The organism is Lysinibacillus sp. GW821-FHT14F06, from assembly GCF_058803665.1.
The window spans coordinates 1-26,037 of sequence record NZ_JBXAPF010000052.1 but is presented as its reverse complement, the minus strand read 5'-3'; the positions used below and the strand labels follow the sequence as shown (position 1 = coordinate 26,037).

Genomic DNA, 26,037 nt, shown 5'->3' with positions numbered 1-26,037 from the left:
CTCGTTCACTAGCATAAGTTAGCTACTAAAAACTTTATTGATTACGTTTTGCTTGTTCAGTTTTCAAGGTTCATTTTCGCTGATTATTTTCAGCGACTTTATTATCTTAACTTGTATTCAACAAGAAGTCAACAACTTTTTTCTAAAATCTTTTTATCAAGTCGTCCTTCTTGTTAAGGACAAGTAATAATATATAATATAGCAATTTAAAAATCAAGCATTTTTTGAAAAAAACTTAAAAATCTTTTTCTCATCGATAACAAACAAAAGAATTCCCATTATAACAATTAATCCGCCAATCAATTGTGTGACTATCAAATACTCTTTAAAAATCAGAAGGGCTAATAGAGCTGCACCAATTGGTTCAAATAATATCGCAACCGAAACTACATTAGTACTAACGTATTTGATAGACCAATTAAATAGAGTATGACCAAATAAATTAGGAACTATTGCTAATAAAATAAACCATACCCAATCCATTAAAGGATACGGACCAAAAGATTCGCCTTTAATAAGAACATAAATAAATAATGTAATTGTACTAACAACATAAACTAGCATCGTGTAAGTCACAAGGGATAATCTTTTACGTACATCCTGGCCAAATAAAAAATAGGCTGTAACGAGTGCACATGCAATAAGAGCTAGCATATCTCCATAAAATGCCGTACCACTAAGCTTAAAATCGCCCCAACTGATTAAAACACTACCAATAATAGCGATAGCACCTGCAAAAATGGTTTTCATCGTAATTTTCTCTTTAAAGAAAAAATATGTACCAACGAACGCAAACAAAGGCTGTAATGTAACCAGTACTGTAGAGCTTGCGACAGATGTGTAATTTAGTGATTCAAACCACAAAATAAAATGGAACGCTAGGAATATGCCCGCAATAGAGGAGAATAACCAATCTCTTCTTGATAATTGTTGTATCTCTTTTGTATATTTCAAAAAAAACAACGGAGCCATAATTAAAACCGAAAATAACATGCGATAAAATGCGATAATACCCGCTTCTGCATTTGCTAATTTTACAAAAATAGCTGACAAGGATACAGAAATAACACCAATAAAAATTGGGATGTATGGATGTATTTTAGGTTTCTCCATAAAACCTCACCTCCATTAAAAAAATACTTATACTTCCATACTTTCGTGATGTACAATACAAAAATGTAATGTACATATAATAATGACAGCTTGCATATCTCTTAGCAATACGAAATAACTGTGGAGGGTTGCGTATGGAAATATTATTAGGAAATATGATTACATATGAAGTTGGCATAAAATTAGTGATTGCAGCCACATTAAGTTTAGTCATAGGTATTGAAAGGGAATTAAAAAAGAAACCCGTAGGATTAAAAACAAGCTTGGTCATTGCAACATTTAGTTGTCTATTAACCATTATTTCAATTGAAACTGCGTACTCCACGCCGCCAAGGTCTGACATTAATATCACAATGGATCCTCTTCGCTTGGCAGCTCAGGTAGTCAGTGGCATTGGATTTCTTGGAGCAGGTGTAATTTTAAGACGTGGAAACGATAGTATCTCAGGTTTAACAACTGCTGCAATGATTTGGGGAGCTGCCGGGATTGGTATTGCTGTTGGTGCAGGATTCTATATGGACGCAACATTAGCTGTTATTATTATTGTTTTCGGAATCGAGGTTTTATCGCCTTTCCTAATGAAAATAGGACCAAAACGAATTCGTATGCGAGAAGTATCATTGAAGGTTCAGATTTACAATCTGATCTGAAAACGGAAGCCTTTTTACAATTTCTAAAAGAGAACAATATTATTATTGAGAACATTCGCATTAAAGATATTCCAAATAACGGGAATGTCTTACATGAATTAGATTTACGACTATCATTAATCGTCTCTGATAACCTACTGTCATTTTACCGTTCATTGCGTGCCTTATCTTATATTGAAAAAATTGAAATGGAAATTTTAAACTAGTTGGAGGATTCTACAATGGCAGAAATATTAAAACTATTAAAAGACGGAAACAAACCCTCCCTTTTGGCTGCAGGTGTAAATGCATTCTTAGGATTAATTAAGGGCATTGCATTTTTCTTTACTGGTAATGTCGCCATGTTTGCTGAAATGATGCACTCACTAGGTGATGCAGCAAATCAATTTTTTGTGTACATTGGTTCTGCTCTTTCAAAAAAGGCACCAACAAAACAGTTCCCTAGTGGCTTTGGTCGAATAGTCAATTTGGTTTGTCTTTTTGCAGTAATTATTGTGGCCATTCTTTCTTATGAAACTGTTAAAGAGGGCTGGCATCATTTTATCCATCCTTCGGGTGAATCTAAAGGAATGCTCATAGCACTTGGTGTACTTTTTATCGGGATTGTGTTAGAAGGAGCTGTTCTTGCCAAAGCTGCTGCAGAGATTTTGCATGAGGCAGGACAGGAGAAAGCAGGTATCTCGACCATTCCTAAAGCTTTTGCCTATTTAAATCGAGCGAAGCCAGCGACAAAATTAGTATTTATGGAAGACTTAGTAGCTACAGGTGGTAACATCTTGGCTTTCGGTGCTATTTTAATTGCACATTATACAGGTTGGGCAAATATTGAAGGGCTTGTTTCAATGATTATCGGCTGTATGATGTTTTATGTAGTAGCTAAGGTATTCCTTGATAATGCACGTGGAGTGATTGGTGAAACAGATGAAGAAATGCTGAACCATATTGCTCATTTAGTTTTGGATGATCCAAACATTCAAGATATTGTCCGTTTAGAAGTTATAAAAGAAGGCGAATTTTTACATGTAGAATTAGTTGCTGAAGCAGATCCTAACTTATCATTAGCTTTTTTAGACGATGTACGTGATCATTTAACAGAAGTAATTTTAAGTCAGAAGGGTGTATCGAAAGTAGCTATATTATTTGATGAGGATGATGGGAAACTAGAATGGAAACATATTGGTAATAGACCTGTTAACTCAACTTTTGAACAATAACTCTCTATCCACTAAATAAACAAGAAACAGCCAATTGCCATATTTCAGGCAGTTGGCTGTTTTTTATACTGACTTTAGGTGACTTCGTTTTATTACTTCTTCATTTAAGCAGTCTGGTAACTCTTCATTACTAACAAAAACATGATTAGTAATCATAAACGTTAATAACATTTTTAATGCGATAATCTTTTTTACACCTTGCTGTTGAATAACAATTTTTGAGAATTTTATTGTAGCTGAACGATTGGCTAAAGCATATTCCTCTGCATTAGTTATTTCTCTTCCATCTGTATGGCATCCTAAAACAAAGTTACCAGCATAAGAATCTTTTAATACATTAGGATGCATCGATTCATAATGGACCTCTGCAATTGAATCTTCAACATTCATCAATTGATGGGCTACCAAATAATGCTTAAAAGCACCTTTTAAATCAATTGCAATAGCTGTATCTTCTAAGATTGTCCGATAATAAACTAAAACAATCTCAGCATCACCCAAATAAGGCTTCACTTCTGCAATAATTTCACCAGAAGGACGGACAAATAATTGTACAATTGCTTTATTTACACCATCTGTAAAGATAATATTCGTTTGACCAAAGCGTAAACTTTTGAAAAATATACTTTGATCAACGATGTATCCTGCAACTATTTGGTCATTTTCAATTTGCAGTGATTTCGCTTCAATTCCCAATACTTCTACACAATTTTGCATTTTATAAACATGTTGCTGAAATGGCGTTTCAATATAACATAATGTGACAATTCGGTCTTCAAGCAATTGTTTCAACATTTGCTCCCTCTCCAATCTATATTTAATATTGTATTTATTTTAATAAACCCAGTTGAACAAATTCTGAACAATCCTACATTAAGTACGTAAATACGACAACAAATCTACTATTTTAAATAGATTTTTTTATAACAAAATACTGTCATTTACACTAACCTGATACAATTAAGTGAAAAATATCCCGAAAATAAACACGAAATATTCAGAAATAAAATAATAACTTAATATAATCATTACCTTTCTCACATTAATTTTATCAATTCAAGTATTTTTCCTTTTATGTATCGGTCTATTTAATTATATTGTAGGTCAAAAGAAACTTCTACGACAAATTTCAACACTTTGGGTTAAGTTTCCTTAACCTTTGCACAAAAAAATATGAGACTACAACAGTAGCCTCATATCTAGGTCAATATTAAAGAGAATTTTGTAAAATCGTACGAACATCTTCCTCTTGTAATTTATTAAAATTGCCAAATGGTCCATTTTGCATAGCATGCTCAACAATTTGATTGAATTTTGCATCATCAATATCATAATCTGCAAGGCGATTTGGTGCTCCTAGTGATGTCCAGAATGCCGATAAACGGTCGATTCCCTCATAGGCAACCTCTTCTGACGTCTTTCCTGTCGCATCCACTCCAAATACTCGAATTGCCATACCTGCAAAACGCTCAGGATTTACTTTTACACTTAAACGCATCCAGTGTGGCTGTAAAATAGCTAACCCACCAGCATGTGGAATATCGTACACGGCAGATACAGCATGCTCAATATTATGAGATGCCCAATCGCCTCGGGAACCAATTGATAAGAAGCCATTTAATCCAATTGTTCCTGCCAATAAAATCGTTTCACGTAACTTGAAATTCTCTAGGTCTTGTAATAAATTAGGTGCCGTAGTAATGACTGTTCGCAATACACCTTCACACATTTCGTCTGTAATCGGTGTATTTGTCGTATTATGGAAATATTGTTCAAAGACATGTGACATCATATCCACTATTCCGTAAATGGTATGATTTTTTGGTACTGTCACTGTATAAGTAGGATTTAAGATAGAGAATTTTGGAAAAACAGCAGGGCTGCCCCAGCTTAATTTTTCTTCTGTAGCTGCGTTTGTAATAACTGAGCCTGAATTCATTTCAGAACCAGTAGCAGCCAGTGTTAAAACTGTTCCAAGAGGTAGAGCTTCCTCTACAAGTATTTTACGCTTCACAATATCCCATGCGTCGCCATCATATTTAGCACCAGCAACTATTAATTTTGAACAGTCAATAACTGAACCGCCCCCAACTGCTAGAACAAGATCGATTGTTTCTTTCTTACAAATTTCAATACCAAGTCTTGCAGTTTCTACACGTGGATTCGGCTCAACATCACTTAACTCAAATATTATTTTATTCGCTTCTCGCAATTTTTCGATGACAGCGTTGTACACTCCATTTTTCTTAATGCTGCCTCCTCCATATACAACTAATACCTTCTTTCCAAACTGCGCCAACTCTTTCGGTAACTTCTCCAGTGCATCTTCACCAAAATGCAATTTCACTGGATTATAAAATGTAAATGAATCCATTCAATTCGCCCCTTTCTACTTGGATTTTCTCATATTTATGTTGAAGAAAGCAAAGAATTAAGATTGCTTAAACACGAATCATGTAAGCATTATAAATAGTAAGAATTTTCTCTGGAACTGATATACCAATTTCCGATAATTTCTCCTGTATCCTCTCATAATACTTTATACAATCCTGTTTTTTGTTTTGCCCAATTAAAAATTCTAATAGCAGAAACATATAGTCTTCGTTAAACTCATCTAGCTCTAGCATCTTTTGTAAACAGTTTAATTTTAGCAACGAATTAACGGAATCCGTAGTACTAATATACATTTCAAGCACATGTAAAACCCCTTGTTTTAAGCGCAGCTGGGTTTGAATAGCCCAAGGGTACTCCTCCTCTGCTAAAAAATCACCTTCATAGCAATTTAATAGCCTCTGGATGGATATTTCATCATGTCTTTTCTGCTCTAACAAATGAATCAGTTTATCATAGTCACTAGCAATCTTCACATTTAATTGATAATGGTTATTGACCAATTGAATTGGATCTTGAATGCCGTTTTCCTTAAAAAGCTTCCTTAGTTGGTAAATAGACGTATGTAAATTACTTGCTGCCTTCTCAAATTCTAAATCAGGCCAGAGCTCCTCTATTATGACAACATTTAACATAGGCTTTTTTTGATAAAACCATAAATATAAAAATAGTTCCCGTACTTTCCTCGTACGCCACTTCATAACCTCATGTTGTGCATTTTGTAAATAAAAGCTTCCAAATGTATGTGCATATAAGAGATGCTCTTTCTCCTCTGTTATTACATTTTCTTGTAATTGCAACTTCTGCTGTGCTTTCACCAACGCCTTAATAAGTCGTTTCTCATGAACAGGTTTTAACAAATAGTCAGTTGCTTCTATATCAAATGCATCCACAGCAAATTGTGCATGTGCTGTTACAAATATTATTTGAATAGATGGATTCCTTTTTAATTGTTTCGCTACCTGTAAACCATGCACATCAATCATCTCTATATCTAAAAAAACAACATCAATCAATTCTTTTTTAAGAAATTCCAGTGCATCATTTGCATTTGTAAATGCCCCTCTAATAGAAATCTGAAACTGTGTAAGTCGATTTAATTTGAAACGTAAAACCTCAATAGCCATTTTTTCATCATCTATGATGATAATATTCATACTCCATCACCCTCCGGCAAAAGTATTAAAATAGTTGTCCCCTTTCCTTCTTCACTATATAAACGAAGACTCGCATTTTTCATTAATTTAAATTTTTTTAGTGGATTTGTAAAACCAATGCGTGAGCTTTCTTCATTCATTAATTGCTGCAACTTTTTAGCGGGTATACCGACTCCATTATCATAAATTTTAATGCGAACAAATTGTCCCTCCCGCTGGACACTTACCTCAATTGTACCGCCCTCCGGCTTTTTGGAAATACCATGAAAAACGGCATTTTCTACTAAAGGTTGTAGCGATAATGCTGGAATCATCAGTTGTATGGATTCATCAATATCATATTTGATAGTTAAACGATCACCAAACCGCATTTTTTCAATATAAAGATATGCCTTTACAAGCTCTATTTCTTCTTCTATCAATACCATACTGTTACGATTGTGCACATTGAGCTTAGCGCGGAAGTATGTTGCTAAGGAGTATAATGCCTCCCTTGTATTATCCATATCAGTATAGCTCAAACCAATAATTGTATTGAGTGTATTATAGACAAAATGAGGTGTCACTTGTGAATATAAATGATTCATCTCAACCTCAATTGCATCTACTGATGATTGTCGAACAGCTAATAATGATTCGATTCGTAAAAGCAATTCATCAGTGGCTACAGGCTTTTGTAAATAATCATTGGCTCCTACCTGCAAGGTTAGCACTAAATCAGAATGCTTCATAATAGCAGTTAAAACAATGATTGGAAGTTCTAACATATCATAATGCTTGCGTACCTGCTTACATAATTCATAGCCCGACATTCCCTCCATCATTAAATCAACTAGCATACAATCCACTTGATTCACTTTGATATAATCGACAGCATCAAATCCATTATCCACACCAATTACTGTATAACCCTTTAAAGCTAATACATCTGCTAACACCTTTATATTGATATGATCATCATCTACAACAAGTATTTTTTTATCATTACCTTTATGAATTAACGGTAGCTCAAGCTGTAGTATTTCTGATGGCGTTTGTGCAATGATTGCAAGTGAATTTTCCTCACCAGCTTGATCCTTTGCGGCAAGCGGCATTGTGAATGTAAAAGTAGTTCCTTCACCAAAAGTACTTTTTACATAAATTTCACCATTTAATTTATCTACAATATTTTTTGCAATGCTCAATCCTAATCCAAGACCATCCTTATGGTGATTATTTTTTACCCGATAAAATGCATTAAAGATACGTTCTAAATCCTGAGCAGGAATGCCTTTTCCTGTATCGCTTACTTCGATAATCATATGTTTCTGCTGTTGATAAGCCGTTACAGTAATGTCGCCAATTTCGGTATGCTGGATAGCATTGTGTAACAAATTGTACAATATTTGTTTAAAGCGTAATTCATCTGTCAGCATGGGTGGCAATGTCATATCTACTTCAACGAGTAATCGTACGTAACTATTAGTAGGCATCACACTATGTATTTCTGTAACTACATCATTTATAATGCTTATCGGTACAATACGAGGCGAAACCCGTAGTTCACCTGACATATGATTTGATGAGAATAATAAATCTTCCACTAAATGTCCTAGGCGCTGCGTTATATTATGAATTAATATTACTTGCTCTTGTTGAGTCCGTTTTAATGGCCCTTGTCCACCCTCCATTAATAATTTTGATAGATTTAAAATGCCATTTAAAGGTGTACGTAATTCATGGGAGGTTTTCAGTAAAAATTCATCCTTCATATGATTATGTGTTCGCAATTCTTCTGTTATAGCTTCTAGTTTCATAAAAGTGGTATTGGCACGATAGTTTAATAATGAGGAAAAACCTACTAATACACATAAGAAAAGCACTAACTCACTATAATCAACTGGTATTTCTATTAAAAAATTAATGATAATTAGAAACGCATAGCAACAAGTCGCTACAAAGACCATTAATACATAATAAGCTCCCTCTAAATTCCGCAAAATAATACGAATTAAAATCATTGTGATATAGATAACTCCTGGTGAAATCAAGGCTATATATGTGATTTGCCGAGCGACTATAGCTTGTTCATTCACATCACTTTTGTCGAGGTTAAAAGGATTATAAATGCCATAGATAAAAAAAACAAAACCTAGAAAAACAACAAATGTATAAACCACTTTTTTCTTTACCACTTGTGGATACATAGTATATAGAAAAAGTGTCAGACACATATTCACGAGTGGGACGATGCCGAGTTGTAAACGTAGCTGATTATTAATCAATTCTATGGGAACAATTTGAAAGAAAATTTTCATATTAATAAAGGACAAATAAAAACCCATTAGTATCATAAACAGCCCAAGATACAATTCTTCCTTCCGTTTGCGATTTTGTCCGTAGCTAATCAGATAGATGAAACCAAAGACAATATGCCCCAGACTTGCTACTATATCATTCAATTTTTTTTGATCATAAAAATTCTGTATATTTTCCCTTGTTCCAAATTCAACGGGATACATAATTCCTGAAGTTGGATACTGATTATAGCTAGCTACCTGTATTAAAACATCAAGTATCTGCTCGCTACTTTGCCCAATAACAATAAATTTATCATCATTCTCTGATTGAAACTCCGTAAAAGATGTACTTGGATTTCCTTTCCCCCCAAGCTCGATACCATTAATAAACACTCGGCTAGATGTGTGTATATGTCTAAAAAATAAACCATATTGCCTTTCTGTTGGAACTTTTATGGAAAGATGATATGTGCCCACAATAGGACCATCTTTATTAAACTGAAATTTCCCCTCCCATTTGTCAGGAACTTTTAATAATATACGTTGATCAGTATAGTCATTTAATGACTCTTGAGGCGATAGCAGTAAATTTGGATAAAAGGACCATTCTCCATTAAGCTTAATAGTTTTATTATTTTCAAGTTGTTCACTAGTAACAATCGCCACACCCTGTTTCACTACCGGGCCATTACCTTTTAAAAAATAATGTCCATTCCCGATTATAATAACAATGGCAAATAATAAAATAATACTAATCATAATTAAAAAATTCTTTTTCATACTTATGCTCCTGCCATTTTTTTATCTTTGGTTATATGTATTTTTCAATATAATCGAACTAAAATTATTATAATATTATAAATACTTTAAAGGTAATGGGGAAAGACCAAAAAAGAAGCAACCTTTGAGAAAATCTCACAAGGTTGCCATTTATATCACTGAGCTAGAAAGTACGTCAAAAATACATCTTTTAAACAACTCAAGCGCTACAAAACTACTTTAATCCTTCCTCTAAAGTAGAATTAGCATCTGTATTTACATTTACTGAATGCCCTGCAGGAAGATTTAATGCAACACCAGGAGTACTAGCACCTTTTGCCGTAATTGGTGAATTATTTAAAGTGAGCGTTCCTGTAGATCCTGTCGAAATACCAAAAGCTGGCTGACCTCCAGTATGTTCAGCTTCTACATAAATTGGTGATTGATTTAATGTCAATGTACTGCCGTTGCTAAGCAGAATACCTGTTAATGTTCCTGGTGCACTTGATCGACTTAGTATTAAGTCAACCTTTGAATGATTCATTTCCACAACAGCATTTGGCTGACCAATATAAATAGCATATCCAGGGTAACCTATTGAACCACTTGTTACTTCCACTTTTACATTATTCAAGATTAGTGAACCACTTCCAATATAATTAATACCTCTATGAGCATTAGTTCCATGTCGATTAAGCCCATGGACATCTATATTTTGTACTGTAATCATTCCATTTGCAGTGATACCTAGAGATGCAAATGAAATATTATTATTTCCTTCAAATAAAGTAATATTATTAGGTACAATTACAGGATCTGTCATTGAAATTTTTGTAGTATTCTGGTCCACTTCAATTATATTAACAAGACCATTTGTTACGTGTGTACTCCCTACACTAGCTTTTACTTCATCCTCTGTTGTGACAAATAATTTATTTGAAGTAGTAACTGTAATAGGTGTAGTCAATTCAATTGTGTCTAATTGTCCATTCACCATAGCCTGAATATTATGCACTTTGAAATTCCCTGATGCAATTGTACCTCCAGTAATATTGGCACTACCAAATGTAACATTTGTAATTGCTGTTGGGTCTACTGTTTGAACACCTCTTTGCACCGTTAAACTATTTAATAGTGCCTGCTTTAATGCCTCTGCTGCTTCACTTATTACAACTAATTGCGCAGTATCATCTGTAGTATAGCGAAAATCTCCTGCAAAAGTAGTTTGTGCTAAGCTCGCCTTCAATGGCTCCTCTGTTATTGCATTTATGCTTTGTGGTGTTACATTCTGATGATCATCAGTTAAAATAGTAACCGTCACTGTGTCTCCTGAAGTAACATTTCCTATCAATTTACCAGTCCACTTTGTACGAGTTGGATTCCAAGTCCCTTCTGTAATATTTTGCCCATTAATGATTATTTCATCAAATGACGCAATTGGTTCGCTGAATGTTAGTTCAATCGTGTCTTCTGTTGTGATGAAGCCGTCATTATTTTCATCATGAAGTGCTATTTCTGTAATACTTGGCTCCTTACTTTCGATAATTGTTGCATTGATTGAAGCATTCTTTGTGGCAGAGCCATTTATAGCCTTAAAGCCAAGAGATACTGTATCGTTTTCATCATCGTTATTACTACGTGTTACCTGACCAGTTATATGATCAACTGTAGCACTATCTACAGGTGTAACTGGATTCCATGTGAAAGCTGTACCGTTTGGACCTGTTGTCACTAAATCAAGTTGTGTAGTTACCTTTTGTAAGCTTGAATTATCTTTTTTAATGATATATGGTAGTAACGTCGTATCTACTACTAGTTTTAATTCTTGTTCTGTTAATAAACTACCATTATTCGCAATCGACTGTTTTAGCGCTTCTGTAACATCTATTACATTACTAAAGGTAATACCTTTAATGTCCACTGCCTCAAACAGCTTCACTAACTCCTCAGTGGATGGCGTTGGGGATACTTTGATTTTGTCCTGCAATACTTCTAATGGTCGTTTAATGCTATGTGTAATTTTGCCGTTACTATCTACTGTGACAAGAATTTGTGCTTCTTTTAAGGATGGTGCATCCTCTTTTACAGTAATCGTCGTTGTACCTGGACCTTTGGAAGTAATATTGATTTTGCCATTTACAATTGTAGCAACGGCAACATTTGGATTACTTGTTGTTACTGTTGTACCTATCATGCCGACTGCTAGCGGATCTTGGTGAGCTGCATCTATGATATTATTCGTTGTTAAGGTTTGTGACGAAAACGGATTATACGAGCTCCCACCACTATTTCCGCCATTACCTGTTGTTGGAGGCGGTGTTGTTGGTGTTGTTGGTGTTGTTGGTGTCGTTGGATTTGTTGGTCTTACTACATCAGCTGTGTCCTGCACATTGCCAACTGGCGGAGTTCCTCCTGCTGGATACTTCACCGCTTCTTCTGGTTGAATGTTATCAGGTTTGATTAATGTACCAATCGTACTTTCCACCGGCACAATCAATTGGCTACCATATTGTTTTGTTTCTACTTGTGGTATATGTGCCTTATTCGCGAGTGTCACCTTAATTGGGGTTTCAATGGTTACATCAGTTGTGTCAAGATTGCCCTTTACCAGTACATCTTGGCTGCCGGCAAAATCAATTTTGTAAATTTTACCGGAAACTTCAATTTCAGAAACATTATCGCCCACTTTAATAGTTGGCGTTGTATGATCTGTGATGATTTTTGTTTCATCCCGATTTACGACCATTTCAGACACGTTACTGTTCAACAACTTCAATACTGTTTCTTGGTCGCGTTTTGCTTCACCCTCGATAATTAAACGACCGTCTACATTAAGATTACTTATCTCAATTTGCTTTTGGTTGCCCTTTTTAATGATGACATCGCCAACAATAGAAGCATCTGCAAGTTTAATATAATCCCCAGTAATCAGTATATTAGCTTCCACTGTGCTACCCGCTAAATCGAGTGTTAATGTATGATCTGCTGTACCTCCATGCAATAATTCCAAATTGCGAATTCCTACAATCTTTGTACCGATTTTAATAAAATCGAGATTTGCTTGATTTAATACCGCCAAGTTACGAGCGTGCAGCAAGGGCTGTAATTCCTTTTTTATATAGTACACTTGGCCATCAAGCGTCATTTTATTGCCATCAATAGAAGAAATAACATTTTCATCTGGGCGGCGGTTGTCACGATAGTCAGTTGTCGTTTCAGAGCGAATCGTAAACGCCGCCATATTAGCACGTGTCACTGTAGCGTTGCCGCCATAAATGGTAGACGTTTGTCCAATGGTAATACCTAAATCAAATAGTGTTTGAATATAAGGAGCCGCCCAATTATTGTCAGCCTGGACATCAGTAAAAGGTAATGTAATCGCTGTAGCTGGCTCTAGGCCATATCCTTTAACTATTATTTTAGCCATTTGATTACGTGTAATCGGAGCATTTGGTTTAAATGTACCATCCTCATAACCATCAATAATGCCTGCTTGTTTTAATGCTGCTATATACGGATACGCCCAGTCATCAGTTGGAAGGTCCTTAAAAGTAACGTTAGAAGTTTTTGTAATATCTAGCCCTAAATTAAGAGCTAAAATCTTCGATGCCTGAGCACGTGTTAATAATCCCGTAGGCTTAAAAGAACCATCTGAGTAGCCGTGGACGAAACCACGCTCAAATAATTCATTGACATATTCATAGTAATCTGAGGTCGTTTTCACATCTCTAAATACTTCCTCATTGGTATCTGCTTTTGTTGTAACTGGTGCCAAAGCGGTCAGTGCACTTGTAGCCATTACCGTAGCCATGGCTGATTTAAATAATTTGTCATATAGTACTGTGCTAGTTTTCATCTATTATTCTCCCTTCACTATAAAAATTTAGCTTCACATTCTTCCTAGATAAGTCTATCAAGGAACACCTGAACAAAATCTGAACAGAAAAGGAAAGGAACTTTTTATTCACAATAGTTCCATCTAGCTATATAATAGTTCTATCCACCTATACATATATTCTATCCATATGTTCAGAATTTGTTTAGATAGTTATTGTATAGTAGAGACAGTACATAGAATAAAGGAATTTTGCTTATGTTTATGTTAATTATTGTAATCGTTTGCTTTGTTGCTATTTTTGGTGGAATAGGGTTATTGAAATTTCTGCGTGTACAAAAGGTGCGGAATGAAAGAAAAGTGGTTTTAGAAAAGCGACTGGAGCATCTTATCCAAACAAATAAACACAAGTCGCCCCAAGACAAAAACGAGTCATCCTAATGATATAGGAATGACTCGTTTTGTATTTATCTATTTTATCCAGCATTAACGGGCAGTAATTTATCAGTACCGAAAGTGAATCATCAGGCACAAGACTCTCACCTCAAAATTCAGCGAAAGCAAAGAAGTCAGGTGGGAGATTAACTACCCATAAAAGCCCGATTGAGGACAATACGATGTTGGTCACACAAGCATTTACGCAGAATGCGGAGTACTTAGCTTGTGTTCATCTACAGCAATCAGTGGGATGAGGAAAACCCTCACTGATTGAAGTTTCGCTTTATTAAACCCATCCACGGAAGCGAGAAGCCTCAGCAGTGCGGCGAACACCTACCATATAAGCTGCTAAGCGCATGTTAATGTTGCGTGTTGTTGCTGTTGTATATACATTATCAAATGCTTCCACCATTTTTTTGTATAAACGCTCTTCCACTTCTTCTTCAGTCCAGTAATAACCTTGGTTATTTTGAACCCATTCGAAGTAAGAAACTGTAACACCGCCTGCAGATGCTAATACGTCTGGTACAAGTAAAATGCCACGTTCTGTTAAAATCTTCGTTGCTTCAGCTGTTGTTGGACCATTTGCTGCTTCTACTACGATGTTTGCTTTAATATTGTGTGCATTGTCAGCAGTAATTTGGTTTTCAATAGCGGCTGGCACTAAAATATCACAATCAAGCTCTAGCAATTCTTTGTTTGAAATTGTGTTTTCAAATAAAGTAGTTACTGTTCCGAAGCTATCGCGACGATCTAATAAGTAGTCGATATCTAAACCTTCTGGATCATGAAGTGCACCATAAGCATCTGAAATCCCGATTACTTTTGCACCTAAATCATGCATGAATTTCGCAAGGAAGCTACCTGCATTACCAAATCCTTGAATAACAACGCGTGCACCTTTAATATTAATGCCACGTTTTTTCGCTGCTTCTTCGATAACAATTGTAACACCTTGTGCAGTTGCACGGTCACGACCTTGTGAACCACCAAGTACTAGTGGTTTACCAGTGATGAAACCTGGTGAGTTGAATTCGTCCATACGGCTGTATTCATCCATCATCCAAGCCATAATTTGTGCATTTGTAAATACGTCTGGTGCAGGAATATCTTTTGTAGGTCCTACGATTTGACTTACTGCACGAACATAACCACGGCTTAAGCGCTCGATTTCGCCCATAGACATTTGACGTGGGTCACAAATGACTCCGCCTTTACCACCACCATATGGTAAATCGACAATACCACATTTCAATGTCATCCACATTGAAAGCGCTTTAACTTCTTCCTCAGATACTTGTGGGTGGAAACGTACCCCACCTTTTGTTGGTCCAACAGCATCATTATGTTGTGCACGGTAACCAGTAAATACTTTTGTTGTACCATCATCCATTTTCACTGGGATGCGTACTTGTAGCATACGAAGCGGTTCTTTTAATAATTCATACATTGCTTCGTCATAGCCAAGTTTATTTAGAGCGTCTTGAATGACATCTTGAGTTGATGTGAACAGGTTTAAGTTTTCAGACATATTAAATCGCCTCTTTGTTTTTTTTAATGATAGTATATCGGCATCATTGTAACATACTTCCGAATTAAAATGTGAACATTTTGTTAAAGTTTAAATACTTTTTCAATTTGTTCAATTGACCAATCTAAATCTTCTTGTGAAATCACTAGCGGTGGAGCAAAACGAATAACTGTGTCATGTGTTTCTTTACATAGTAAGCCTAATTCTTTAAGTTTTTCACAGTATGGACGTGCTGCCTCTGTTAACTCCATTCCAATGAATAAGCCACGGCCACGAACATCTTTAATAACAGGGTTGTTAATTGCTCGTAATTTACCTTTGAAATATTCACCAAGTTGGTGTGAGCGTTCAGCTAATTTTTCATCTAGTAACACTTTAATGGATGCAATAGAAACAGCACATGCTAAAGGATTACCACCGAAAGTTGAACCATGTGAACCTGGGTTGAAGACACCTAAGATGTCACGGTTTGCAGCTACACAAGAAATTGGGAATACACCGCCACCCAAAGCTTTACCAAGGATGTACATATCAGGCTCTACTTCTTCCCAATCACAAGCAAACATTTTACCTGTACGTGCTAAACCAGCTTGGATTTCATCTGCAATAAATAATACATTGTTTTCACGGCAAAGCTCACGAGCCGCTTTTAAGAAGCCTTCTGGTGGAATCACGATACCAGCTTCCCCTTGAATTGGTTCAATTAAAAATGCAGCAGTGTTTGGTGTGATAGCTGCTTTTAAAGCTTCTAGGTTACCGTAGTCTACTAGCTTAATATTAGGTAGCATTGGACCAAAGCCACGTCTATATTCTTCATCAGATGATAGTGATACAGCTAGCATTGTACGACCATGGAAGTTACCATTACATGCAATAACCTCAGCCTTGCCTTGTTCTACACCTTTTACATCATATGCCCAACGACGAGCCGCTTTAAAAGCAGTTTCAACCGCTTCAGCACCTGTATTCATTGGTAAGACCATTTGTTTATTTGTTAATTGTCCAACAAGCTCATACCATTCACCTAGGTTTTCGCTATAGAATGCACGAGAAGTTAATGTGACTTTATCAGCTTGTTCTTTTAATGCAGCAATAATTTTCGGATGGCGATGTCCTTGGTTTACAGCAGAGTATGCTGATAACATATCTAAGTATTTGTTGCCCTCTGGATCTTTAACCCAAGCACCCTCAGCCTCTGAAATTACGATTGGCAGTGGATGATAGTTTGCAGCACCAAAATTTTGAGTTTGTTCAATCACTTGTTGTGTTTTTGTCATATCATATTCTCTCCTTACTTCATCTATGGAATAAAGGGACAAAGTTCATCAGCATTTTCTGAAAAAAGGATGAACAAGAATCTGCTAGCCTCCACAGGTGCGAAGTCGTCTCACATTTGTGTCTGCGGATAACCATGTACGCATACCCAAAGAAGTTTTACAGATTCTCTTCAATATATATCCTTCAATTACTTATGGAACAGCCCTAAATCAAAGTGGTTTTTTTCCACTAATTTGTTAAAAATTAAAGCATTTCTGAAGTTGTTTTTGCTTGCATATGAAGCTGTAGGTAGTCTGGACCACCAGCTTTTGAGTCTGTACCTGACATGTTGAAGCCACCAAATGGTTGGTAGCCAACGATGGCACCTGTACAGCCACGGTTGAAGTAAAGGTTGCCAACATGGAATTCTTCACGTGCTTTTTCTAAGTTCATACGGTTTGTCGTAATTACGGCACCTGTTAAACCATATTCTGTATCGTTCGCAATTTCAATAGCGTGATCGAAATCTTTTGCTTTTGCGATCGCTACCACTGGTCCGAAGATTTCTTCTTTCATAATACGTGCAGAAGGCTCTACGTCAGCGAATACTGTTGGTTGTACGAAGTAACCTACTGAATCATCTGCTGTACCACCAGATACTAGACGACCTTCGCCTTTACCGATTTCGATGTATTCCGTAATTTTGTTGAATGCTGCTTGGTCAATAACCGTTGCCATGAAGTTGCTGAAATCTGTAGGATCACCAACTGTTAAAGCGTTTGTTAATTCTTCTACACGATTCACGACTTGGTCATACACATCTTCTACGATGACAGCACGAGAACATGCTGAACATTTTTGACCAGAGAAACCAAATGCTGATTTCACGATAGATTGTGCAGCTAGCTCTAAATCTGCTTCTTTATCCACAACGATTGTATCTTTACCGCCCATTTCAGCGATCACACGTTTGATCCAAATTTGACCATCATTTAAGACAGAAGCACGTTGGTTGATACGTAAACCAACATCACGTGAACCTGTGAAGCTGATGAAGCGTGTTTTTGGATGATCTACTAAGTAGTCGCCTACTTCAGCACCAGAACCTGGTACAAAGTTAACAGCTCCTGCTGGAAGACCTGCTTCTTCTAATACTTCGATAAATTTATACGCCACTACTGGTGTTGTAGAAGCTGGTTTTAATAACACTGTGTTTCCTGTTACTAAAGCGGCCACTGTTGTACCTGCCATAATCGCGAATGGGAAGTTCCAAGGAGAAATAACAATACCGATCCCTAATGGAATGTAGTCATAACGGTTGTACTCACCTGAACGGCTTTCAACTGGCTGGCCGTTTTTAATACGCAACATTTGGCGACCATAATATTCTAGGAAGTCGATTGCTTCTGCTGTATCAGCATCTGCTTCAGCCCATGGTTTCCCAGCTTCTTTTGTTAAAAGTGCAGAGAATTCATGTTTACGACGACGAATAATCGCAGCTGCTTTGAAAAGCACATCTGCACGAATTGCTGGATCTACTTTTTTCCATGTTTTAAATGTTTCATCGGCTGCTTGCATCGCTTTTTCAGCTAAGTCCTTGCTCGCTTTTGACACGCGACCAATCACTTCTGTTTTCTTAGCAGGGTTATACGAAACGATTTTATCTTCTGTCGTAATACGTTCGCCACCAATAATAAGTGGATAGTCTTGACCTAAATAACTTTCAACTTTATTTAAAGCCTCTACGTAAGCGTTGTAGTTTGCCTCTTGTGAAAAATCTGTGAACGGTTCGTGTTTGTATGGAATCATACTTTATCCTCCCTCATGAGATGTATATTGGTGTGCAAAAAACATTGACGCAAAATATTTTTGCGTATAAAATATTCTTACACTTATTATAATGCAAAATTTCGTTGCATATTTCAAGTAAAAAATTTTTTGAGGTGCACATTTTATGAAAAATTCTGAACCCTTATTACCTTTTTATGAGTTTATAGCAACAAATGTATCCGTTGGTATTCACGCAGTTGACCTATCTGGAAAAACCATTATTTATAATACAAAGATGAAAGAAATTGAAGGATTTCATTTTGATGAATTAGCAGATCGTTCTATTATTGAATTGTTTTCCTTTCGCCAGCATGAAAGTACGTTAATGCGTGTATTGCAAACAGGTAAAAAAGAAATTAATGTAAAACAAACCTATTGGAATAAAAATGGACATGAAATAACAACTATTAATGATACTTTTCCACTTTATGTCGGAAATAAACTAATTGGTGCAATAGAATTTGCTCGTGATATTACATCACTCGAAAAGCTTGTTTATCAGCCCCTTCGACGATATGGTGAACCTTTAACATTTGATATGATTACATCTGATTCTGAATCAATGCAACAGGTGATTGCAAATGCAAAAAAAGCAGCAGCTGTGAAATTACCTGTTTTACTAATCGGTGAATCTGGTACAGGAAAAGATTTAGTAGCAGAAGGTATTCACCATGCAGCTTCGACTGATCCTGAAGCCTTTGTTACACTAGTAAGCCGTCGTTCGGCTCAATCTGTTTTAGATAAATTGCAGGAGCTCTTACAGGATGATAAGGCATATACATTTTTCTTTGAACGCATCGATTTCTTAAGCCTAGACATTCAGGAGCAATTATTAGCAGTACTGCAATCACTTCCTCAATCCAAATACATGCTAATTGGAAGTGTGGGGAGTGATCCAATTGCATTAATTGCAGAGGGGAAGCTATCTAAATCACTATATTATTTCTTTGCAACAATGGCGATTACTATTCCAAACCTAACAGATCGAAAAGAAGATATTGTGCCATTTGTAAATGATTACTTTAGCCGTCATCGAGAACGATTTGCATCCAATGTGACTGATCTAGCACCTGATGTACAGGAATTATTCTTGCAATATGATTGGCCAGGTAACTTAAAAGAACTCGAACTATTGTTAGATGAAATTGTGTCCTTTATGACAACTGAATCTACAGTTACTTCGGATTTTCTACCATTGCATTTTCGCTTTAAAGTACAGCAGCAAGATGCCTCCAATCGTGAACCAGAGTTCTTTATGTTTCATCAGCAAAATGATGTCATGCCTCTCGATGCTTATTTACGCGAAGCCGAATCATATTATGTGCAAAATGTCTTGAATTTATATGAAGGCAATATCACAAAAGCGGCAAATGCACTCGGTATGAGCCGTCAAAATCTGCAATATAGAATCCGCAAAATAAAAAAACAATAGAATTTATATTGAATAATTAAAAAAAAACGAGGATACCTCCCACTAAAGGCATCCTCGTTTTCTTATTGTCCTGACTGTTCGATCCAGTCCTGTAATTTATCTTTTAGGGAATTAAAACCATTTGCATCTGACTCATCTACACGATCCTGCAATGATTTACGTGGTGGTGCATCTTTTTTACGTAATGTTGCTGGGCGTTCTTGTAAAGCTCGAATCGATAAACTAATTTTTTCGGCCTCTTTATCGATTTCAAGTATCTTCACTTCTACCTCTTGCCCAACGGCTAAAAATTCACTTACGTCCTTAACAAAGCCGTACGTAATTTCGGAAATATGCACAAGGCCTTGTGTATCTTCATCAAGCGCAACAAATGCACCATACGGCTGTATACCTGTAACTTTTCCGGTCAACACGTCTCCTAATTCATATTTTTTTACCATAACCTTTTGCCCACTTTCTTTTTGTTTGCTACGTATATATCACCTTAAATTATAGCATACGTGCAAAAGCGGGGCAAAAAATCATCTCCTCAATCAATGATTCCAGATATACGATAATAGCCTTGCTTATTTTTTGAAAACTTAACAAGGAACTGCCTACCATATATATTCTGTTGCTCGCTCTTAATTCGAATAGCTACCATTGGATAGCTCCCTTCATACTCACCTAACTGACTGACAACCTCCAAATTTTTTACATTGCCTAACAAGCTAGCATCAAGTGTTACATCTGGGAGAGCTAAAGACTTCTCTAAAGATTTATCACCGATCGTTTTTGCATATAAATAAAGAGACACTATATTTAAGGGGCGTAGTTCATTAATAAACGTTTCAGCATCACTTTTCTTATATTGCTTATATACTGCCTCTATTTGCATCATTTCTTGCTCGTTTATATCCACAATAATAAAATCACTATCATTAATCAATCCTGTAGTTTCTTCTCTTGTTTGCAAAATGATTGTCCAAATATCGTAAGAAGATAACTTCGTTAATGTAGTGGAATCATTGCTTTTCTTTAGCTCATTTAAAATTGTCACAGCAGTTTCTTTCATAAGCTCTCCATACTTACCATCTGCTACATCTTGTAAAAAATTCAAATGATCCATATGAAGTTTCCCATTGTAAGCAGGATATTTAGGACTTCCTTTTAATAATACCAGCCATGTATTTTCAAAAGTTTCTCTTAACACCTTATAAGCAGTTGAATCAGGATTGTTATCTGCTAATAAGGATCGCTCTATTATTTTTAAGGATCTAGCTGTTTCTTCTCGTGTATACCTTAAATCATCTGCCAATAATAAATACCCCTTTTCTAAATACTCAAAATAGCCAAAGATATCGGGATGCAAATTATTAATAGCAGCTGACCGAAATTCACCATTAATTGGATCAGCTTTAAAATAGAATGAACCATTTTCATCCTTTCTCAATTCCATAAATTGAGCGTTTGCTGCATCAATAATTACCTTTAACTCAGGGTATTTATTAATATTCGCTGATTTCCTTAAGAGGGGTTCAAATGGTTCTAGAAGAACACTGTAAAACTCCTCAAGTTCAATGACACTGTTTTCATATGTTAGATATACATTAAACGATTCATCATAGCTTAAATTATTCCTATTTTCTATAGTTTCTAGCGCTCTTCGTGGTGTCATTAATTCATTAAGAACGGTTTCCTCAGCGTACTTTAAATATTGCTCATCACTTTCCTGTAATCGTAAATTGTGTCTAATATAAAACTCTAACGAACTATCTGCATTTTTAATAAATTGAAATGCATTCAGTTCATCAATTGAAACGGACAGCTCTCTTCGTATTTGATCTTTTTTACTATTGTATTTTTTAGTAAGTCGCTCAGCCCAATCCTTCTCTTCTGTCTTTTTTTCATCTTCTTTTAATGCCTTTTCCTCACTACCTAGATTTTCTGGTTGCTGAATTACATAAGATGAAACAAGAACACTGACTAAAAGCATACTTGCAATGCTAACAAACCAAACTGCCGGCTTCTGCCATTTTGAGGGAGGTTTTTGTACTGAAGGATTATCCTGCTCTGGTTGTTCTGCGTTCTCTATCTCAATTTGTGCGAAAACAGCTTCTGGATCTAATTGTGGCTCCAAACGATCATAGGATTTTTTTAGAAGCTCCATCCGTTTTTCAAACTGTTTATCATCCATTTTCAACACTCCCCTCTTGCAATAGCACGACTTTAATTTTTTCCTTTGCACGTAATAGCCGTATTTTAACTGTCGATAGCGAGATGTTGAGAATCTCTGCTATTTCTTCATACTTGAGTTCATGAAAATAAAATAATATAAGTGGATAACGATATTTTTCATCGAGTGCTTTAATGGCATTATGTAATACTCTATCCTCCTCAAAATTTAGCACATGCATTTCTGCCGAAGAGGATGGGAGCTGCCTCTGAATTCTTAATCTTTCTTCCTTTGCTTGTTCTCGCTGCTCCTTACGATAATAATCACGTGTGGCATTCAGGGTGATTTTATAGAGCCAAGTTGTAAAACGGTCCTGTTTAAACTGATGTAAAAAACGATATAGCTTCACAAATACTTCCTGTGAAACATCTGCTAAATCATTACTATGTACGCCACATTGATAGGCAAATTTTTCAACTGTTTGTTGATGTATTCGAATAAGCTCTATATAGGCTTCTTTGTTCCCTTGTTGTGCCTTTGCTATTAATTCAGCTTCCATCAAAGTAATCCCCCCTTTGTTTATGGAACGAATAAATCCTTCTAATTGTTACAAAATTTAGTTTCACTTTAAAAGGAAGTACTTTTATCAATTACGCCCCTAAGAAAAGTTCCTCTTCAAAATCCGTGACATCCGCTGGAACTTTATCTCGATTCAATGAGCGTTTGTACGACACCTAAAAAGGAAAATAATCGCATTTATCTTGCCATCTATAGAGAACTGAATCAAGATAACAAAACCATATTTGTCATCATTCTACAACCTAACTAAATCTCATGAAGAAATCTATTATCAATTTTCTGATATTTGCTTGTGTTATGAAAATATTGCGGTAAAATAAAGTTTTAGTATAAGGAGGATTTATTTTCGTGTCATCGAGAGATCAATTTACAACTAAAATTGGATTTATTTTAGCTGCTGCTGGAAGTGCTATAGGATTAGGAGCTATTTGGAAGTTTCCATACATGGCGGGCACAAATGGTGGCAGTGTTTTTATTTTATTATTCATCTTATGTACATTCTTTATCGGCCTTCCAGTGCTAATTGCTGAATTTATGATTGGCCGTCGTGGACAAAAAGATGCTGTAACATCGTTTAAGGAACAAGCACCTGGAAAACCTTGGTATTTAATTGGCTGGGGAGGCATGATTATTGCTGGACTTATCCTGTCATTCTACAGTGTTGTTGGTGGTTGGATTTTAAGCTATTTAGCTCGTGCATTTACTTTACGGTTAACTAGCTCTAGTACCAATATAAATTATGCAGATTTATTTGGAAACATTATATCCAGCCCATTTGAAGCAGTTCTTGTCCAAGGACTATTTATGCTATTAACGGTAGTCATTGTATCAGCCGGTATCAAGGGTGGTATTGAAAAAGCGAGCACTTGGATGATGCCATTACTATTCATCTTTTTCATTGTATTAGTGATTCGCTCCTTAACATTGGACGGTGCAATGGAAGGTGTTAAGTTTATGTTTGTGCCTGACTGGTCATACTTCAATGCGGAAACATTTTTAATGGCGCTTGGACAAGCATTCTTTTCATTAAGTGTTGGTATTGCGGTAATGATTACGTATGCTTCCTACCTATCCAAAACCGAAAAAATAGGAAACTCTGCGATTAATGTTGCATCAATGAATATCATCATTTCCTTACTTGCGGGTTTGGTTATATTCCCAGCAGTGTTTGCACTAGGATATACGCCCGATCAGGGTCCAGGTCTCGTATTTATTATTTTACCTGCTGTTTTTGAGCAATTACCACTTGGTGGACTATTTCTAACGATTTTCTTTATTCTTTTACTTTTTGCAACGGTAACATCTTCAATTTCTATGTTAGAAATTGTTGTTGCTATTGCTATTGGTGATAAGCCTGAAAAGCGTAAAAAAATTGCTTGGATTGGTGGCATCATTATTTTCATTTTTGGTATACCAAGCGCACTGTCATTTGGTATCCTATCAGATATAAAAATTTTAGATCGCTCTATTTTTGACTTTGTTGACTTTTTGACGAATAGTATTGGGATGCCGATTGGAGCCTTACTAATTTCAATTTTTGCTGGTTATTACTATACAAAGGACATTTCACGAAAAGAGCTTGCTTCATCTAATCTAATGTTTATGATTTGGTATATTTTAATTCGTTATGTTTCGCCATTAGCCATTTTTATTATTTTTATTCAAGGAATTTTACCGCTGTTTAAGTGAATTTCATCAAAAAAAACGAGGTTGTCACAACTTGATGGACAATCTCGTTTTCTATCATAAAGCAAAGCTTTTGTTAAATAATACACTTTGCTTCGAATTTAATGGCAATTAGTTTGTATGATATGGCTACACAATCCTCAAATGGAATCCATTCTTCAAACGAATGCTCATATGTTTCTTGTATAACCTTTGCAAGAATAGATGGATCATCAATACCTTGCAATGCTGCTACAACATCTGCTGTTTCAGTATCATAATGGTCTGAACCTAAGTGGAATGGATCCCACTCCTCTAGCAGATGTACAGCTGCTTGATTCATTTTAATATTTTCCAAAATACTCACCTATTATCCTTTTATCATACTCGTATGATACCATAGTAAATAAAAAAGAAAAGAGTGATTTGCTTGTCTATTTTCGATCAAACTAATAAACGTCGTTGTACAAACTCTGTAAAATGGGACGCAATGGAAAAAGTATATGGACTAAAAGATGCTTCAGATATTCTGCCAATGTGGGTAGCTGACATGGACTTTACCGCACCAGAAGCTGTAACAAAAGCGCTGCAAGAGCATGCTAAAAAAACGGTTTTTGGCTATAGTTTTGTTGGAGAGGAAGCAGTGCAGTCGATTATAGACTGGCAAAATACTCGTCATGATTGGCATATTGAAAAAGATTCGATTCTATTTTGTAACGGTGTAGTTGCTGCTTTAGCGAATTGCATTACAGCTTTTACAAATCCTGGCGATAAAGTACTTATTTCCTCACCAGTCTATCCGCCATTTTTTAATATTCCCAAAAGCAATGCTCGAGAGATTATAAGCTGTCCTTTGGTTGAGGAAGATGGTACATTTGTCTTTGACTTCGTAGCTTTTGAACAGGCATTAGCCCAAAACATTAAAGCTTACATATTATGTAACCCACATAATCCAGGTGGCTATGTATGGGATGAAGCAACATTAAAAGAAATAGTGCGCCTTTGTGCAAAATACGATGTTTTAATTATTTCAGATGAAATTCACTCTGATTTAATGATTGATGGTGCAACCCATACACCACTTGCAAAAATTGCTGGTGCGGAAATTGATCGGATTATTACTTGTATGGCTCCAACAAAGACATTTAATTTAGCTGGTATACAAGTAGCCTATATGATTGTGACGGATAAGCGAAAACGTTTAAAATTAGAAGCTATAAATATGGCAAGCGGTCAAGGCTCATTAAATACTTTTGCTCCTGTTGCACTGCAGGCAGCTTACACTGAGGGCTCTTCATGGTTAGATGCGTTACTTACTTACATCTCCAAAAATATGGACTATGTCATCCAAGAATTAGAGCAACTGCCAGGCATCCGCATCACAAAGCCACAGGGCACCTATTTGCTTTGGATAGATTATCGAGAGCTAGCACTAGATGAAAAAGAAATGATGAAACGCCTATTTGAAAATGGCAAGCTGGCATTAGAGCCTGGAACTAAATATGGTGAAGAAGGACGCGGCTTCCTGCGTATGAATGTAGCTTGCTCCTTCGATACAGTCAAAGATGGTGTTCAGCGGTTTAAACAAGCATTACAACCATAATGAGCCAGTAGTGAAGGATATCTCCAATTTGAGATATCCTTTCATAGTGTTGAAAAACTAAATAGTCAAGGGACTCTTTGTGAATATTTAGTCAAAATGAAGGTGATTTCCGTTCCAGGCTACTCGCTTTGTCGCTGACGCTTCGCTTT

17 protein-coding genes and 1 pseudogene are annotated in these 26,037 nt (G+C 36.0%); 5 read left to right on the top strand and 13 right to left on the bottom strand.

Annotated elements, in window-relative coordinates:
- Positions 1–213: 213 nt before the first annotated feature.
- Complete coding sequence (locus AC1RNS_RS25490) at positions 214–1,113, bottom strand: DMT family transporter (protein ID WP_492996631.1); 900 nt, start codon at positions 1,111–1,113, stop codon at positions 214–216.
- A gap of 134 nt (positions 1,114–1,247) precedes the next feature.
- Here AC1RNS_RS25490 and AC1RNS_RS25485 point away from each other — a divergent pair.
- Both AC1RNS_RS25485 and AC1RNS_RS25480 read left to right on the top strand, forming a co-directional pair.
- Positions 1,248–1,969 (top strand): annotated as a pseudogene (locus AC1RNS_RS25485) (MgtC/SapB family protein).
- Between the two features lie 15 nt (positions 1,970–1,984).
- The gene (locus tag AC1RNS_RS25480; RefSeq protein WP_492996630.1) at positions 1,985–2,977 is read left to right on the top strand and encodes a cation diffusion facilitator family transporter; all 993 of its coding nucleotides are present in this window, start codon (positions 1,985–1,987) and stop codon (positions 2,975–2,977) included.
- Between the two features lie 63 nt (positions 2,978–3,040).
- On the opposite strand, the gene AC1RNS_RS25475 is transcribed toward AC1RNS_RS25480, so the two are convergent.
- The 8 genes from AC1RNS_RS25475 to pruA form a co-directional block, all read right to left on the bottom strand.
- A complete protein-coding gene (locus tag AC1RNS_RS25475) occupies positions 3,041–3,772 on the bottom strand; it encodes a hypothetical protein (RefSeq protein ID WP_492996629.1) in 732 nt (243 codons plus the stop codon).
- Between the two features lie 415 nt (positions 3,773–4,187).
- A complete protein-coding gene (locus AC1RNS_RS25470; RefSeq protein WP_492996628.1) occupies positions 4,188–5,351 on the bottom strand; it encodes an iron-containing alcohol dehydrogenase in 1,164 nt (387 codons plus the stop codon).
- Positions 5,352–5,418: 67 nt separating this feature from the next.
- Positions 5,419–6,525 (bottom strand): response regulator, encoded by a 1,107-nt coding sequence (locus tag AC1RNS_RS25465; protein WP_492996627.1) that lies wholly within the window; start codon positions 6,523–6,525, stop codon positions 5,419–5,421.
- The gene (locus AC1RNS_RS25460; RefSeq protein ID WP_492996626.1) at positions 6,522–9,584 is read right to left on the bottom strand and encodes an ATP-binding protein; all 3,063 of its coding nucleotides are present in this window, start codon (positions 9,582–9,584) and stop codon (positions 6,522–6,524) included. The genes AC1RNS_RS25465 and AC1RNS_RS25460 overlap by 4 nt, the downstream gene beginning before the upstream one ends.
- A 214-nt stretch (positions 9,585–9,798) precedes the next feature.
- Positions 9,799–13,419 (bottom strand): S-layer homology domain-containing protein, encoded by a 3,621-nt coding sequence (locus tag AC1RNS_RS25455; RefSeq protein ID WP_492996625.1) that lies wholly within the window; start codon positions 13,417–13,419, stop codon positions 9,799–9,801.
- 703 nt (positions 13,420–14,122) lie between these two features.
- Positions 14,123–15,367, bottom strand: coding sequence for a Glu/Leu/Phe/Val family dehydrogenase (locus AC1RNS_RS25450; protein WP_427549168.1), 1,245 nt, complete (start codon positions 15,365–15,367; stop codon positions 14,123–14,125).
- An 83-nt stretch (positions 15,368–15,450) separates the two neighbouring features.
- Positions 15,451–16,644, bottom strand: coding sequence for an ornithine--oxo-acid transaminase (locus AC1RNS_RS25445; RefSeq protein ID WP_492996624.1), 1,194 nt, complete (start codon positions 16,642–16,644; stop codon positions 15,451–15,453).
- A 244-nt stretch (positions 16,645–16,888) separates the two neighbouring features.
- The gene (pruA, locus tag AC1RNS_RS25440) at positions 16,889–18,433 is read right to left on the bottom strand and encodes an L-glutamate gamma-semialdehyde dehydrogenase (RefSeq protein ID WP_492996623.1); all 1,545 of its coding nucleotides are present in this window, start codon (positions 18,431–18,433) and stop codon (positions 16,889–16,891) included.
- A 145-nt stretch (positions 18,434–18,578) separates the two neighbouring features.
- Between pruA and AC1RNS_RS25435 the strand changes: the two genes are divergently transcribed.
- Positions 18,579–19,886 carry an AAA-type ATPase lid domain-containing protein gene (locus AC1RNS_RS25435; protein ID WP_492996622.1) on the top strand — a complete coding sequence of 436 codons (1,308 nt, stop codon included), beginning with the start codon at positions 18,579–18,581 and terminating at the stop codon, positions 19,884–19,886.
- A gap of 62 nt (positions 19,887–19,948) precedes the next feature.
- On the opposite strand, the gene yugI is transcribed toward AC1RNS_RS25435, so the two are convergent.
- The 3 genes from yugI to AC1RNS_RS25420 form a co-directional block, all read right to left on the bottom strand.
- Positions 19,949–20,326 carry a S1 domain-containing post-transcriptional regulator GSP13 gene (gene yugI, locus AC1RNS_RS25430; RefSeq protein ID WP_492996621.1) on the bottom strand — a complete coding sequence of 126 codons (378 nt, stop codon included), beginning with the start codon at positions 20,324–20,326 and terminating at the stop codon, positions 19,949–19,951.
- An 89-nt stretch (positions 20,327–20,415) separates the two neighbouring features.
- The gene (locus AC1RNS_RS25425; protein ID WP_492996620.1) at positions 20,416–22,062 is read right to left on the bottom strand and encodes a hypothetical protein; all 1,647 of its coding nucleotides are present in this window, start codon (positions 22,060–22,062) and stop codon (positions 20,416–20,418) included.
- On the bottom strand, positions 22,055–22,603 hold the full coding sequence (locus AC1RNS_RS25420; protein ID WP_492996619.1) for an RNA polymerase sigma factor: 549 nt from the start codon (positions 22,601–22,603) through the stop codon (positions 22,055–22,057). The genes AC1RNS_RS25425 and AC1RNS_RS25420 overlap by 8 nt, the downstream gene beginning before the upstream one ends.
- A 365-nt stretch (positions 22,604–22,968) precedes the next feature.
- Between AC1RNS_RS25420 and AC1RNS_RS25415 the strand changes: the two genes are divergently transcribed.
- A complete protein-coding gene (locus AC1RNS_RS25415; RefSeq protein WP_492996618.1) occupies positions 22,969–24,309 on the top strand; it encodes a sodium-dependent transporter in 1,341 nt (446 codons plus the stop codon).
- Between the two features lie 73 nt (positions 24,310–24,382).
- On the opposite strand, the gene AC1RNS_RS25410 is transcribed toward AC1RNS_RS25415, so the two are convergent.
- The gene (locus AC1RNS_RS25410; protein WP_283869297.1) at positions 24,383–24,643 is read right to left on the bottom strand and encodes a DUF1871 family protein; all 261 of its coding nucleotides are present in this window, start codon (positions 24,641–24,643) and stop codon (positions 24,383–24,385) included.
- A 72-nt stretch (positions 24,644–24,715) separates the two neighbouring features.
- Between AC1RNS_RS25410 and AC1RNS_RS25405 the strand changes: the two genes are divergently transcribed.
- Positions 24,716–25,888 carry a MalY/PatB family protein gene (locus AC1RNS_RS25405; protein WP_492996617.1) on the top strand — a complete coding sequence of 391 codons (1,173 nt, stop codon included), beginning with the start codon at positions 24,716–24,718 and terminating at the stop codon, positions 25,886–25,888.
- Positions 25,889–26,037 lie beyond the last annotated feature (149 nt).